The organism is Clostridium aciditolerans (genome assembly GCF_016316925.1).
Lineage (GTDB): Bacteria > Bacillota > Clostridia > Clostridiales > Clostridiaceae > Clostridium_AM > Clostridium_AM aciditolerans.
On the sequence record NZ_JAEEGB010000013.1, the window covers coordinates 219,794 to 234,246 of the forward strand.

A 14,453-nucleotide genomic window follows, 5' to 3' on the forward strand; every position below is an offset into this window, starting at 1 on the left:
CTAAATATTTAGTAATGCATTTGTAATTTCCTCAAATCTTTCATCAGTTATACCAAGTTTTTTCTTAAATGGTTCATCGTCCATTCTTGCAACAATTATCTTGCCTGGAGATATTTCCTTAATAATATTTTTTATCTTCTGAACTGATTCTTCATCATCGTTATATCCCTTAATGATAGTAATTTCAAATATGAATTTCCCTTTGTATTGTTTATTAAAGGAAACCATGTTTGAAATATATTCTGCTAACGTATACCCTTTAATTGGTCTTTGGATTTTTTGAAAATCTTCTTCTGTTATTGCTTTTATTTCTCCAATAACCTCATCACATTTATTAGCAATTTTTATATATTCATCTCTACCTAGTAAATATCCATTAGAAAGCAGCCTTACAGGTAAACCTTTGTCTTTAATTAAATCAATAATATCACCAATTTTATCATTTACTAAGGCTTCTCCTTTTGAGTTAATAAAGATTAATTCTGCTTTTGTATTTTCTATCATGCTTTCTAGTTCAATCAATGAACTATCTATTTTATCAAATGACTTTTGGGTATCTACCTTATTTTGCGACCTTCCAATAGGACAAAATATGCAGTCAAAGTTACAATGCTTTTCTGGAAGTATGTTAACTTCCAGTACCCTTCTTCCATCTTCAATATAAATATCTTTATAACTGAAACCACCCATCACCTTTTTCTCCTTTCAATCGAAACACTGGGCAACCTAATCTTGCTCGCTCCCGCTCGCAGGTTGCCCGTTAAAGGTCATTTAGACCTTTAACCTCCTCAAATTACTTTATTAATACTTCTTTATTGTTAATATCAAGAATTGAAAACTTACATGTTCCACCTAAGTTATCCTGTACTGTTTTTGCTAAATCTTTTAAAGCATTCTCAAACTCTTTTAATCTTCTTTCATCAATTAATTCAATACACAAAAAAGCATTCCTTGTATTTTCAGTGAGCATTGTTCTTACTGATTCGCGCCAATTAAAGGACCTGCAAATTGCTCCTTCATTATCTTTATATACTATTTCGCCTTCATATGGTGGTGCATTTTCATCCGTTCCTAATGTAACAAAATTTTCATTTCCAACTGCTTTAGTCAATCTTATATCCCCTACAAATGTATCGATATCCTCTCCACCGCAGGGCAATCCATATCTTAATGAAATAGAGTTGTAAATATCAACTAGAGGATTAATAGTTCCTAAATGGTTTCCATTATGCACTCGCTTTAGTAATGCTTCAATTGATGACCTTGCACCTTTCTTTATTTTAAATTTTTGAAACGCCTCTCTCCATACTTTTATAACTTCGTTACTACTGAATTCTGCATTATGCAGATGGTTTAAAGCTTCTTTTTCTGCTTTTGAAATCATTTCCTTATATTGTTCTTCATCTTTTATAGAGTTATTTATGCCGTTACAAATAACAACTCCAATCCTTGCATTGGGAAATAGGCTCCAAAAGTCATCTTCAGTAACAAATTTTTTCATTTAAATATACCTCCTCAACAATAAAAAAAGCCATAGAAATATTATTAAATATCTCCCAGGCTTTTATCCTTCCGTGTACACAGTCAACTGTGAGTTTTCTCTCGGACCAGCCAGTTACAAACTGCGGAACCCTAGAAAACTTAAATATATAATTAAATTATGATTTATAAGTTCAAAATTATGGACTAATTTTAGCATAATACTAAGGTTTAGTCAACTATACGCTTTGCAGCTCCCCGGTAGTTATAAACAGAATTCTTGGCTTCAGATGGAGTTTGTCTGCGACCACTAGGCAATTCTGCCCGTTAAATGCCATTTAGGCATTTAACCTCCATCTGAAGCTNNATCTTTGATTTGATGCGAATCACTTTCACAGAGTGCGATGGGAGTATTAGAGCGGGTAAGTCATCGGATAAACATGTTCTTACCCAAGCGTAACACCTATGTGAGTTAAAGAACATTTTTTAAACCTAAAACATATAATAGTGTTGTAAGTATGTTAAAGGATGTATAATATGTATCGATGTCCATATTTCTTTAGTACACCAATGTTTAACTTAGACAATATGTATAGAGATTATCCTTGTCCTTACTATTTTAACGAGCCAATGGATAACCCAGATTTTTTTGAACAGTTTAGCGATGACTCTGTTCCTTTTACTGATGAAGTAGAGTATGCTTCCAGATGTGATTCTTCAAATTCAGATAGGATAGCTGATCCAGTTGAATTGAAGGATTATGGCCCAGAACCCTTTGTAGTTAACATTAATCAGGTTACTAAGCAGAACGATACCTTTCGTACAGCTCTCTGGACAGGAAAAAATTTGCAAGTTACCTTGATGAGCATTAGTCCCGGAGAAAATATAGGATTAGAAATGCATCCAAAGGTTGATCAATTCTTACGTGTTGAGGAAGGCCAAGGAATTGTTAAAATGGGCAATAGAAAAGATAGACTAAACTTTCAAAGGAAAGTCTCTGATGACTTTGCAATCATGATACCTGCTGGCACATGGCACAATATAATCAATACAGGTCGTAAACCACTTAAACTCTATTCTATTTATGCACCACCTCAGCATCCAAGTGGTACAGTTCATAAAACTAAAGCAGATGCGGAAGCTGCTGAAAAGGAACACAGTCGCTAATATTAAAAGGAACTAGAAAATGAGAATTCTCCAATTTAGAAGTTTACTCTAATGCCGCCAGGTGGGCCTCAAAGGTTCACCTGGTTAAAGGAGCTTTTGTAAATTCTCCTCTTCATGTATACAACTTTATGAAATATAGACAGTGTAGTTATTCAGCGCTTAAATCCACTATTCTCGCAAAATCACATTTCTCAATCCCAATGCACTTCTCATTAGTTTACATAAAAGTAGACATGCCTCGATTTATTTCAATTTTTTCCGTACTCCTAACTTTGAAATCATGAGAAAAAACAAGCAATTGCATGCAGTATAGAGACTATATGCAGCTAAAAGGTAAAATCAATCAATAGAGATAAATATATGTATTTAATTAACTTGATATATAGTATGAAATAACTTATTATATATTCATAGCAATAACTTAACGCATTACTTTTCATACATTGTGAGTTTTGCAAAAGCAAATAAATTAATAATTTAAATTAGGAGAGATATATATGTGGACTAGAAAAGAATTAAAAGACAAAGCTAAAGCGATTTTAAGAAAAACCTATTGGACCGCATTTTGGGTTAGTATAGTTATTGCCTTGGCAGGAGGTACTAATGGTTGGGGCGGCGGAGGTGGTTCTCACTCTAGAAACTCAAGAGACTCTGTTTATTCAGATACCTATAATAATGTCTTTGCAAACTGGAAATTTACATCAATTGTATTAATTATATTAATTGCACTTATAGTAATATTAATTCTTCGTATTTTTATTGGATATTGCTTAGAAGTAGGTGGAAGAAAATATTTCGTCCAGTCCGCTCAATATAGAGATAATAAAAAGTGCTTTAGTTTTGGATTTAATAAACAAAACTATATGGGAATAGTGAAGACAATGTTATTAACAAATGTTTTTATTTTCCTTTGGACTCTACTATTAATCATACCTGGTATAATTAAGTCCTATGCCTATAGAATGGTACCTTATATTCTTGCAGACAATCCAAACATTGGAGCTCAAGAAGCCATTGCTCTAAGTAATGAGATGACTAAAGGACATAAATTTGATATGTTCGTATTAGATTTATCATTTATTGGTTGGTACCTATTAGGTGCAATAGCTCTATTGGTAGGCGTATTGTTTGTAATGCCTTATGAGAATGCTACAAACGCTGAACTATATTTAGTATTAAGAAAAGATGCTTTAGAAAATAACTTGTGTAGCTATAAAGATCTATTGTTAACACAGCAAACCTCAGACGATGATAATGGTATGTACTAATGATAGTTAAATTCTAATAATTGCAAAACAAAATAAATGTTCTAAAAATAGGGATGTTTCAAAACTAAATAGTTAGTTTTGAAACACCCCTATTATATTGTTCTTTACAAGCTATGACTCCTAAAAAATAGATATATTTAAAACTCTAAGCAAATATAACTTAATGTTCCATAATCATAACTGCGATGTAATAATTTAGGACTCACCTTATTCTGTCCACTACCCATGTTAATAAATAGAGGAACTAAATGCTCATTTCTAGGTATAGCCAATTTAGCATATGGAGCTAAGTTTTCAAAAGCCATTAAAGAATCTAAGTCCTTTTTTTCCACTTTATCAATAAGCCAGCTATCAAATTCCATAGCCCATGCTTTAGTATCATTGGCCTCCCAATCGATTGTTGCAAGATTGTGTACAGTTGCTCCGCTTCCAATTACCAATATATCTTCCTTGCCTAGCTCCTGAATTGATTGCCCTATTTTATACTGCTCTTCAATTGAAAGCTTTAGATTAACAGAAACCTGAACCACAGGTATATTAGCTTCAGGATACATGAGATGTAACACCACCCATGCACCGTGATCTAATCCTCTACTTTCATCTTTTTTTGTTGTAATGCCGTGACTTTCAAGTTTTGTTTGGAGGCTTGAAGCAATTTCAATCGATCCTTTAGCTGGATATTTAAAAGAATAAAGTTCCTTTTGAAAACCTCCAAAATCATAAATCATTTCATAGGTATCATCTCTAAAGGATATAGCTAAAGTATCACTTTCCCAATGGGCAGTAAATATTACTATGCCTTTAGGTGTATATCGTCTACCTAATTCTTTTAGGAATTTTGTATAATCATTCTTTTCAAATACCAAGTTTGGTCCACCATGACAAATAAATATTGATGGTATCATTGTCTCACATCCTTTTATAATAAATTAGTGAACAATCTTATTGAATACTATTTAAACTTTGAAGTAAGTCTTCTAAATTAATTCCGTGAACTGCAGCTGCTTGTTCTATGCTCTCGTTTTGAGATGCAGGGCATCCAATACATCCCATGCCAAAGCTCATTAATATTTCTACTGCCTTAGGTCCTATTTTCACGATATCTTTTATTAATGTTTTTCCGTTAACTATCATTATTCATACACTCCTCTATAAAATATAATTTTTATTTATGTCAAAACAATTTTTCTTAAGGTGCATGTATTTGTGAACATTGTAGATTTTTTAGTATTTATTTCACTAACTTACAAATACTAACTTCATTCAATTAATTTATTTTATTAATAATCTTTATTTCGATTAATTACTTAACCAACTTACATTTAGTAAGTAACTTTAAATTAATTATTACACATTCACTTCAATTAGTCAAGAGTTTTTTCTAGCTTGCGTCAAAGCCAATGCAAGTAAAAAATATAAATCTTCTTTTCTACTGGTTAGTAAATAATTATCCCAGTATTCTTTTAGTACTATTGCTATTAAAATCCAAGAAAAAAACAGCCCTGTTAGGCTGTTGGACCTTACTCTTTAATTAATTTTTACATAATACTTTTGTGGATCTCATTAATTGCCCATTCTACAGCTTCTCTGCTACTGCCAAATTCCTCATTTGTACTGCTTACATAGGAATATCCCTCTTTGTCATCTACAGTTTGAATAAACAACTCTTTTGCCCCATTGTAGATACTTAGTTCACCATCTTCTTCAAGGACATCTACTAATTCCTCAGGTTTTATTAGGCTTCCTTCCATGTAGTAAACCACCTTTCTATTCTATTTATAGAATTATGATTCAACAAATTATATTATTTTATAACTTATTTTCAAAAATATCTTTTACAAATAGTATATATTGTAGGTTACAGTTGGAAAATCCACTAACCTGATACCTACACCAAAAAATTAAAAGAAAGTTATCATAAAAATTTACGATAACTTTCTTTTTAATAATAAAACTTATTCCCGCTTATTCTTCTCTAATATGTTTTTCGCCATGATCCTAATCTGGCTACCATTTCATCTGTATTTATTCTTTATTCTTTAGCAGATTCAAATGCTGCTATGTCAGCTACAGCATTACTATCTTTGATATTTATATAAAAGAAAAACAAGAGCATTACGCTCTTGTTAGTTTTTACCTTTTTTATTCAACTATCTTTAGTTCTCTTTTTTGCATTTTATCATTATAAATTTAAATGGAGGTTTATTCTCCGAGTTCTTATGTGGCTCAACAATTTCCTTAAATTCTATCAGTCCATATTTTCCGAATTCTTGCTTTATTGAGTCAGAATCGTAAAAAAACATTTTTACTCCTTCCATTATCTCGAAATAGTCTCTACCCAGTTGTTTACCCTTTCCAAACATTGGGGCTTCTTTTGAAATAGTAGTAAAAATCATATATCCGTTTGGCTTTAACTGATTATAGCAATCTTTAATAAACTTATCTCTCTCACGATTATTCAATAAGTGAATTAGTGCATAACAAAATATGCCGTCATAAAGTTTGTTATCAAAAGGCATATCGGCTACTGAACCATGAAAAATATTAATATTAAGCCCATTTTGTATTGCCAAGTCAATAGCTGTCTTTGAAATCTCAATACCTGTTACATTTATTCCGTTGTCAATAAAAACCTTTGCGTTTCTACCATATCCAATACCAGGTATCAATATATCCCTAACACTCTTTTCAAGAAAAAAGTCCTTTGTAAGAATTGCTGAGTCAGAGGGTTCAAATCCCCACATCGTTTGTTTTTCTATAAAACTTGATTCCCAGAATTCTGTCATATCTATCTCTCCTCTATGTTTTATTTTAATTGAGGTGTTATCTTGCTTGACGCTAATGTTAAATTCAAGTAATGTTTATCCGACTACCCTTCAATAAATTAGATTCTCCAATCCAGTTCTTCTATATTATATTTGTATAGTATTTTTATAAACATATAGAATCTACTTAAAACTCAGTTGTTGCGAGGAGGCGCATCTCTTTATACAACAAGATAGCAGTAATCACGAATGCAATAAAGTCTGCAATTGGACCAGCCATCCAGATGCCCTCTAACCCAAAGAAATTTGGTAAGATTAGTAGCATTGGGATCAGTATGATAACTTGCCTAAGCATACTTAAAATCAATGAGATTTTTGCTTTGCCGATTGCCTGAAAGTAATTTGAAGACACTATTTGAAAACCGATAATTGGTGTCATCAATAGAAATATGCGTATGCCGTGACTGGCAATTTGAATCAACTGGGGATCATTATTAAATATTTTAATAATGATTCCAGGGGAAATTTGTGTCACCATAAATGTAATCATACACAGTGTTGTTGCGGCGATTATTGCAATTTTTAATGTCTCCTTAACCCTATTAAATTGTTTCGCTCCATAGTTGAAGCCAATGATTGGTTGCGCACCTTGAGTAATACCCATTAGGGGCATGAATAAAAGGATTATTATTGAGTTGATTACCGTCATTGCACTTATTGATATATCCCCTCCATATGTTCTTAGTGCATTGTTTGAAATGATGGCCTCAATGGTTGCAGCAATCTGCGCGAAAAACGGTGTCATTCCAATACTGATAATACCCTTAATAATGGGCAAATTGAGCTTTAAATTTTCACCTTGAAGTTTTAAATTACTTTTTCCACCTATAAAGTGGCTGATGACCCAAATGGATGAAACAAATTGTGAAATAACTGTTGCTAGAGCAGAGCCACTAACCCCCATATGCAATATAAAAACGAAAATAGGATTGAGGATGATATTGATAATTGCTCCGATTAACATTGTAAACATGGCTTTCCGCGGATTACCTTCAGCATTGATGATACTATTGAGGCCTAATCCGATGCCTTGGAAAACTGTTCCCAGCAAAATAATTGTTATATACTCTGATGCGTAACCAATTGTGGCGTCACTTGCCCCAAACAAATAAAGCAAATGTGTTTTAAAGCTAAGGCCAATGATGGAAACAAGGAACATAATTATTGTGAGCAAGGTAAATGCATTGCCTAAAGTTTTCTCGGCATCATTTTTTCGATTTTCACCCAGTCGTATGGAAATGGTAGCTGCTGCACCCACTCCAACAAGTGAACTAAAAGCCATTATAAGTGACATAAACGGGAAATTGATACCGATTCCGGTCATAGCTAGTGCGCCCAGCTTTCCAATAAAGAAACGATCCACCACGTTGTAGAGTCCGTTTACCACCATGCCAACAATTGCTGGCACTGAAAATTTAAGAAGAAGTTTACCAATAGGTTCTATACTCATGGAATTGTTATTTGCCATCATAAATACCTCCTTGAATAATGTGTTTGTAATTTGTAGATTTGCAATATATATATTGCAGGTATTTTATATCTGTAATTAAGATATAAAAGTCCCCGTGATTAAGTGGATTTGTTGAGCAATTACTTCCTTTAAGTCTTCTTAATAACATACCTTTTTAAGTTCTTCAATGTTTTTGTATGCTTAAACATATCTATTATAGGTATTTTATATCTATGATTTAAGTATAAAAAGCCATGTTTATGGCTGAATAGAATATAGGGTTATTCTTTACTTATGTGATTATTATGTTGTGTACATTGGACTACTTCATAGATCTTTTTATTCTGTAAAAACGTCTCTATCACATTTTCTGCTTCTTCCATTACTTTAAGAATACGGCAATTGTCGTCCTCATGTAATTCGCATTCAAATAATGCCCCAGTGCCTTCAGTTGCCTTAATCACATCCATGAAGGAAATGTCTTCTATCTTTTTTTTCAAAACATAACCACCATTCACGCCTGAAGTTGACTGAACCAAACCTGCCTTTACTAACTGTGTTAAAATCTTTGAAAGATAGGTAGCAGATATATTAAAGTGGTTTGCTAGTGTTTGTAAATTTAAATTATCAGTTTTACCATGTTTAATCATATACGCAACAGTATGCAGTGCGTAGTTTGTGGCTTTTGTATATTTCAAAATAAGACCTCCTTTAAAGGTATTAAAGACTATATTTATCTATAATTATATAGATTATTATTGCTTTTGTCAATACTTATTTATATTAAATTATATAGTAGACGTGTCCTTTCATTTTTGATAAACTAACCTACATTTCAGATATAATAAAAAGCTGAAGAATATCTAACATATATTCTTCAGCTTTTGATTTAGTCTGTTGTAAATGGTAATAATGCTATGTTTCTTGCTCTCTTTATAGCATCTGTAAGTGATCTTTGATGCTTAGCGCAAGTACCGGAAATTCTTCTTGGAAGAATCTTTCCTTTTTCAGTAACATATTTTCTTAACTTATTTATATCTTTGTAATCTATGAATTCAGCTTTATCCATACAAAAAGAACAAACTTTTCTTTTCGCTCTTCTCATCTTACCTGAATATCTTCTTCCGCCTTCTCTTTCTGCCATGCTTCTCCCTCCTTACCTTTTGAAATAGAATATCTCCATCATCTACTGGAGTTATATCTTTTCGTATTTTTCTTGATTAAAACTTTCAGTTTTTTTCAAATGCTTCAGACATATCATCGTTAACTTTATTTTTCATTGTTAACTATTATGTGTCTTATAACACTGTCATTAATTCTGAATACTCTATCTAACTCTTTTGGTAATTCAGGATCAGCGCTAAAGTTTATTAGAGTGTAGTGACCTTCGCCGATTTTGTTTATTTCGTAAGCAAGCTTTCTCTTACCCCACGCATCAACGTTATCTACTACTCCTCCACCATTTTCTATTACACCCTTAAATTTTTCAACGTTAGCTTTAACAGCTTCTTCGTCTAATGATGGATGTAATATAAATATAGTTTCATACTTTCTCATTAAATTTCACCTCCTCCCCCTGGACTAACGGCTGTGTTTTTCACAGCAGGGACTCCAAGTTCATATTTTACCACTAATTTGATTATAAAACAACATATTTTTTTAAAAATATGTTGTTTTACCGTTTTTCTACATCTTTTTCAAGTTTTATTCATGGTGCTTAAGACCACTGGTCCATATTTCACTATTGCAATTAAACCACATTGATTTCGTCAAGAGTTTGACCTTTAGTTTCAACACCTGCTAAAGCAACTACTATTGCCACCAATGCAAATACTACAGTTAGCATAAGAAAGACATAAGTGAAACCACCCTGTTTGCCCTTAGTCTGATATACCAGCCCAACGATGTAAGGGGCGGCAATTGCACCAATACGTCCAACAGCAGCTGCCCAACCTGCTCCACTGCCTCTAACCCTTGTAGGATAAACTTCTGGCGTATAAGCATATACTGCACCCCAAGCTCCAAGGCTGAAAAAATAAAGTAGGCAGCCAAAAATAAGAACAGTAGTTACAGATGCCGCTTGACCATATAGATACGCTGATAGGGCGGTACCTGCTAAGTAAACTACTAAAACGAATTTACGACCAATTTTTTCTATTAGATAAGCTGCACTGTAATATCCAGGTAATTGAGCAATGCTCATAATTAATGTAAATTCAAAACCCTTTACTAAACTGAAGCCTTTACCTACAAGGAGAGTCGGAGTCCATAAAACAAACCCGTAATAGCCAAAATTAATACCTAACCATAGAATCCATAACACAAAGGTACGCCTAGCATAAGCTGGAGACCACAGATCAAAAATGGTGGTACTACTACTCTTCTTCTCTTCAGGCTCATTGACTACGGCTATATTTTTATAGCTTACCCCCGCCTGTTGTTCCATCTTAGCTACAATCTCATTTGCTTCTTCGAAACGCCCTTTTTGTTCCAAGTATCGAGGAGACTCTGGAATATTTCTTCTCAGATAAGCTGCATATAGTGCCGGTATTCCTCCTAAGAAAAATCCAATACGCCAACCATAAACCGGAATTAAAAGGTAAGCGATTAAAGCAGCAACTATCCATCCCCAGGCCCAGAAGCTCTCTAACAGAACAACCATTCTGCCACGGGCTTTAGCAGGTGAGAATTCACTAACCAAAGTAGATGCTGCTGGCAGCTCTCCACCCAAACCTAATCCTGTTAAAAATCGAAAAAATAATAACATGGTAAAGTTAGTGGCAAGTCCAGATAGGGCGCTAGCTACCCCGTATAGCACAAGAGTAAAGGTAACAACTGTTCTTCTGCCCCATTTGTCAGCCACCATCCCAGCAACAGCGGCACCAATAGCCATTCCTACCGCTGAAGCACTGCCGAGTAGGCCTAAATCAGCGGGAGTAAGCTTCCACGATTTTCCGATTGCAGCCATAACACCAGATACCATTCCTTGATCCATGGCGTCAAATAGCCAGCCAATACCTGTTAAAAGCAACACTTTCCAAAGCATTGGTGTAACTGGCAATCTTTCAATCCTATTCGAAATACTACTCATTAATATTCACCTCTAATAATATAAATTTTATAGCTTGTATAATTATATCATAGTGTATATTCACCTGCAAACACATGAGTATATTAATTTCTTACCATCCTTACTCAAATTCCTACAATTACAATGCTTTATTATTGTTATCTATGCTAAAACAAAATATACTGTTGATTTTGCTTAGCTTTCGCCCCTTCCCTTTTAAACATAAGATATGCTGCTTTGTATTCTAATTTGAAAATAAATATCGAGTAGTAGGAAAATAATTATTTCCATACTACTCGATTAATTTTAGTTATTAGATTTCTCTAGTATATTCTTTTAACCATGCTTTTTCTTCTTCATTTAAATATGGTGAAATTTTATCATATACTGTCTTGTGATATTCATTTAACCATGCTTTTTCTTGTATACTCATCATTTCAGGGTTTATTGCATCTAAATCCATAGGTACATAAGTAATTGTTTCAAAATGCATAAATTGACCATATTCATTTTTCTCGCCTTTGCATGCAAGAAGTTCATTTTCAATTCTAACTCCGTGAGAACCTCCAATATATATTCCTGGTTCATCAGTAAGCACCATGCCTTCTTCAATTGGATGAACTTCATGTGCACGGTACTGCCATCTAAATCCTGTTGGTGCTTCGTGAATATTCATTAAATATCCAACGCCGTGACCTGTTCCATGGTTGAAGTTTAAGTTATTATCCCAGAATGGAGCACGTGCAAGTATATCTAAATTCATACCATTACATCCATAAAGGAATCTTGCATGAGCAAGACGAAGATTACTTTGTACAGTCAAAGTAAAGTGATCCTTCATTACTTGTGGTATTTCTCCAAATGCAATAGTTCTTGTTATGTCAGTAGAACCTTCATAGAATCCAGCTCCTGTATCTGTTAGGAATAAAGATCCCTCTTTAAGTTCTACATCAGTTTCAGGAGAAGAAGTATAGTGTACAATAGCAGCATGCTCACCAAATGCGCATATTGGCTCAAAGCTTTGACGGATAAACCCTCCCTGCTCTATACGTAATTCTTCTAATTTATTGGCTGCGCTGATTTCTGTGATTTTTTCTTTGCCTACATTTTGCTTTAGCCAGTATATAAATTTTACATGTGCTACTCCATCTTTAATTTGAGCTTTTTTAATATTTTCAATTTCAGTTGGGTTTTTCATGGCTTTAAATAAAACACATGGATTTTCTTTTTCTACTTTTTTAACATCTTTAGGGATGTTGTTATATAATGCATAATTCATTCTAACAGGGTCAACTAATAATGTATCTTTTGCTGTGAACTTTTTAACTTCTTCATATACATCATTATATGGATGGAAAGCTGTTACACCATTTTTCATAAGATCTGCTTTTATTTCAGTGCTTAGTTTATTTTCATTTATGAAAAGATGTACTTCATCCATCGTAACGATTACATAACTTAAAATTAGAGGGAAGAATTCAATATCATCTCCACGAATGTTAAGAAGCCATGCTATATCATCTAGAGATGTAATTACATGTGCGTTTGCACCTGCAGCTTCCATTGCTTCTCTGACACGTTTTAATTTTGAAGCTGTAGTTTCGCCAGTATATTTTACATCAAGGGCAAATGCTGGTTTTTCAGAAAGTGATGGGCGATCTTCCCATATATCATCAATTAAATCACAATCATATTTTATAGATCCATTTTTCTTTTGAACAATTTCTTCATAAACTTGTCCACTTCCCATAGCAACAACACGGCCATCAAATCCAAGTGTTCCTTTTTCAGGAAGAGTGCTTTCTATATATTCTTCTATAGTTGGAACCTTTGGCTCACCCATTTTAAATAATTCAACAGTTGTTCCTTCTAGTTGTTTTCCAGCTTGAAGAAAATATCTTCCATCTGTCCAAAGCCCTGCACTATCCATTGTAATAACAGCAGTTCCTGCAGAACCTGTAAAACCTGTTATGTACTTTCTAGCTTTAAAATGTTCACCTACATATTCACTCTGATGAAAATCAGCAGTAGGTACAATATACATATTAATATTTTTTTCTGCCATCAAGGCTCTTAATTTTTTAAGTCTTTCAGTTACTTTCATTATAGTAATCTCCTTTCAGTGCTATATGTTCTAGTGAAAAGTATATCACAAAAGAAGTATGAAAAGGATATCATTTCGGATAATATTTTTATAAATGAATAAGTTTTACATCAGGTTTCAAATAAATGAAAATTCAGGTTAATTTTACTTAAACTTTTTAAGGATTTATGTGTATTTATGCATCTACTTTTATTGATTTTACTCTAATTTATTTGACTTTATACATTTCATTATTATAAAATGCTTCTACCAATTTACTTAACTTATATAGAAATCTCAACTTATATGAAGGCAGAAAATTATATAAATTCATGGCCTTTCCTTTCTTATAGTATCCCTTTAGGTACTATAATACAGAAATGTGTGCACTTGTAAAACTAATACTTACATTTTAAAATAGTAACATATAAATAGTATAGGTTTATAACAAATATAAAATTGAAGTGAGGTATAACAATGAAAGTATTACTCATTAATGGAAGTCCTAAAGCTAATGGCTGTACTTATACTGCCTTAACTGAAGTAGCAAAAGAATTAGAAAATAACGGCATTGAAACAGAAATCTTTCATGTTGGAAACAAACCTATTCGTGGTTGCATGGCTTGCGGTGGTTGCTCTAAAACTGATGGCCTATGTGTGTTTGATGATGATTCTGTGAATATTGCTTTAAAAAAAGCTAAAGATGTTGATGGTTTTGTTTTTGGTTCCCCTGTGCATTATGCGAGTGCATCTGGCCAAATAACATCCTTTCTAGACAGATTTTTCTATGCTGGAAATGTTTTTCAATATAAACCTGGTGCTGCAATTGTAAGCTGTCGACGCGGTGGTTCAACAGCAGCTTTCGAACAGTTAAATAAGTATTTTACTATTTCGAATATGCCTATTGTATCCTCACAGTACTGGAATATGGTTCATGGAAACACTCCTGAGGAAGTTAGACAAGATCTAGAGGGAATGCAAACAATGAAAACACTAGGTAAAAACATGGCCTGGCTTTTAAACTGTATCCATGCAGGTAAGGAATCAGGAGTTAAATTACCAGAAAAAGAAACTCGAGCTGTTACTAATTTTATCCGTTAATACTATAAGA

General features: G+C 33.2%; 15 protein-coding genes and 1 riboswitch. Of the genes, 3 read left to right on the forward strand and 12 right to left on the reverse strand.

The window, feature by feature from the left end; translation table 11 throughout:
• A complete protein-coding gene (locus tag I6U51_RS12170) occupies positions 1-690 on the reverse strand; it encodes a radical SAM protein (RefSeq protein ID WP_211142875.1) in 690 nt (229 codons plus the stop codon).
• A gap of 103 nt (positions 691-793) precedes the next feature.
• A complete protein-coding gene (locus tag I6U51_RS12175) occupies positions 794-1,501 on the reverse strand; it encodes a B3/B4 domain-containing protein (RefSeq protein ID WP_211142876.1) in 708 nt (235 codons plus the stop codon).
• Between the two features lie 50 nt (positions 1,502-1,551).
• Positions 1,552-1,647: riboswitch (guanidine-I (ykkC/yxkD leader) on the reverse strand.
• A gap of 360 nt (positions 1,648-2,007) precedes the next feature.
• Here I6U51_RS12175 and I6U51_RS12180 point away from each other — a divergent pair.
• Both I6U51_RS12180 and I6U51_RS12185 read left to right on the forward strand, forming a co-directional pair.
• Positions 2,008-2,646, forward strand: coding sequence for a cupin domain-containing protein (locus I6U51_RS12180; protein ID WP_211142877.1), 639 nt, complete (start codon positions 2,008-2,010; stop codon positions 2,644-2,646).
• A gap of 497 nt (positions 2,647-3,143) precedes the next feature.
• Positions 3,144-3,914: a DUF975 family protein gene (locus I6U51_RS12185; RefSeq protein ID WP_211142878.1), complete on the forward strand. Its 771-nt coding sequence runs from the start codon at positions 3,144-3,146 to the stop codon at positions 3,912-3,914.
• A 137-nt stretch (positions 3,915-4,051) separates the two neighbouring features.
• Here I6U51_RS12185 and I6U51_RS12190 read toward each other — a convergent pair whose 3' ends face one another.
• The 10 genes from I6U51_RS12190 to I6U51_RS12235 form a co-directional block, all read right to left on the reverse strand.
• Entirely contained in the window at positions 4,052-4,819 is a 768-nt protein-coding gene (locus tag I6U51_RS12190) for a DODA-type extradiol aromatic ring-opening family dioxygenase (RefSeq protein ID WP_211142879.1), read from the reverse strand.
• 37 nt (positions 4,820-4,856) lie between these two features.
• Positions 4,857-5,048, reverse strand: coding sequence for a DUF1858 domain-containing protein (locus tag I6U51_RS12195; protein ID WP_211142880.1), 192 nt, complete (start codon positions 5,046-5,048; stop codon positions 4,857-4,859).
• A 404-nt stretch (positions 5,049-5,452) separates the two neighbouring features.
• Positions 5,453-5,665 (reverse strand): hypothetical protein, encoded by a 213-nt coding sequence (locus tag I6U51_RS12200; RefSeq protein ID WP_211142881.1) that lies wholly within the window; start codon positions 5,663-5,665, stop codon positions 5,453-5,455.
• 405 nt (positions 5,666-6,070) lie between these two features.
• On the reverse strand, positions 6,071-6,700 hold the full coding sequence (locus I6U51_RS12205) for a class I SAM-dependent methyltransferase (RefSeq protein WP_211142882.1): 630 nt from the start codon (positions 6,698-6,700) through the stop codon (positions 6,071-6,073).
• A gap of 166 nt (positions 6,701-6,866) precedes the next feature.
• Complete coding sequence (locus I6U51_RS12210; protein ID WP_211142883.1) at positions 6,867-8,207, reverse strand: MATE family efflux transporter; 1,341 nt, start codon at positions 8,205-8,207, stop codon at positions 6,867-6,869.
• Positions 8,208-8,470: 263 nt separating this feature from the next.
• Positions 8,471-8,887: an RrF2 family transcriptional regulator gene (locus I6U51_RS12215; protein WP_211142884.1), complete on the reverse strand. Its 417-nt coding sequence runs from the start codon at positions 8,885-8,887 to the stop codon at positions 8,471-8,473.
• Between the two features lie 191 nt (positions 8,888-9,078).
• The gene (gene rpsR / locus I6U51_RS12220; RefSeq protein ID WP_178910584.1) at positions 9,079-9,333 is read right to left on the reverse strand and encodes a 30S ribosomal protein S18; all 255 of its coding nucleotides are present in this window, start codon (positions 9,331-9,333) and stop codon (positions 9,079-9,081) included.
• A 125-nt stretch (positions 9,334-9,458) separates the two neighbouring features.
• The gene (gene rpsF, locus I6U51_RS12225) at positions 9,459-9,746 is read right to left on the reverse strand and encodes a 30S ribosomal protein S6 (RefSeq protein WP_178910583.1); all 288 of its coding nucleotides are present in this window, start codon (positions 9,744-9,746) and stop codon (positions 9,459-9,461) included.
• Positions 9,747-9,939: 193 nt separating this feature from the next.
• Positions 9,940-11,280, reverse strand: coding sequence for an MFS transporter (locus I6U51_RS12230; protein ID WP_211142885.1), 1,341 nt, complete (start codon positions 11,278-11,280; stop codon positions 9,940-9,942).
• Positions 11,281-11,572: 292 nt separating this feature from the next.
• Positions 11,573-13,363, reverse strand: coding sequence for an aminopeptidase P family N-terminal domain-containing protein (locus tag I6U51_RS12235; RefSeq protein WP_211142886.1), 1,791 nt, complete (start codon positions 13,361-13,363; stop codon positions 11,573-11,575).
• A gap of 456 nt (positions 13,364-13,819) precedes the next feature.
• On the opposite strand from I6U51_RS12235, the gene I6U51_RS12240 reads away from it, so the two are divergent.
• Positions 13,820-14,443: a flavodoxin family protein gene (locus I6U51_RS12240; RefSeq protein WP_211142887.1), complete on the forward strand. Its 624-nt coding sequence runs from the start codon at positions 13,820-13,822 to the stop codon at positions 14,441-14,443.
• Positions 14,444-14,453: the final 10 nt, after the last annotated feature.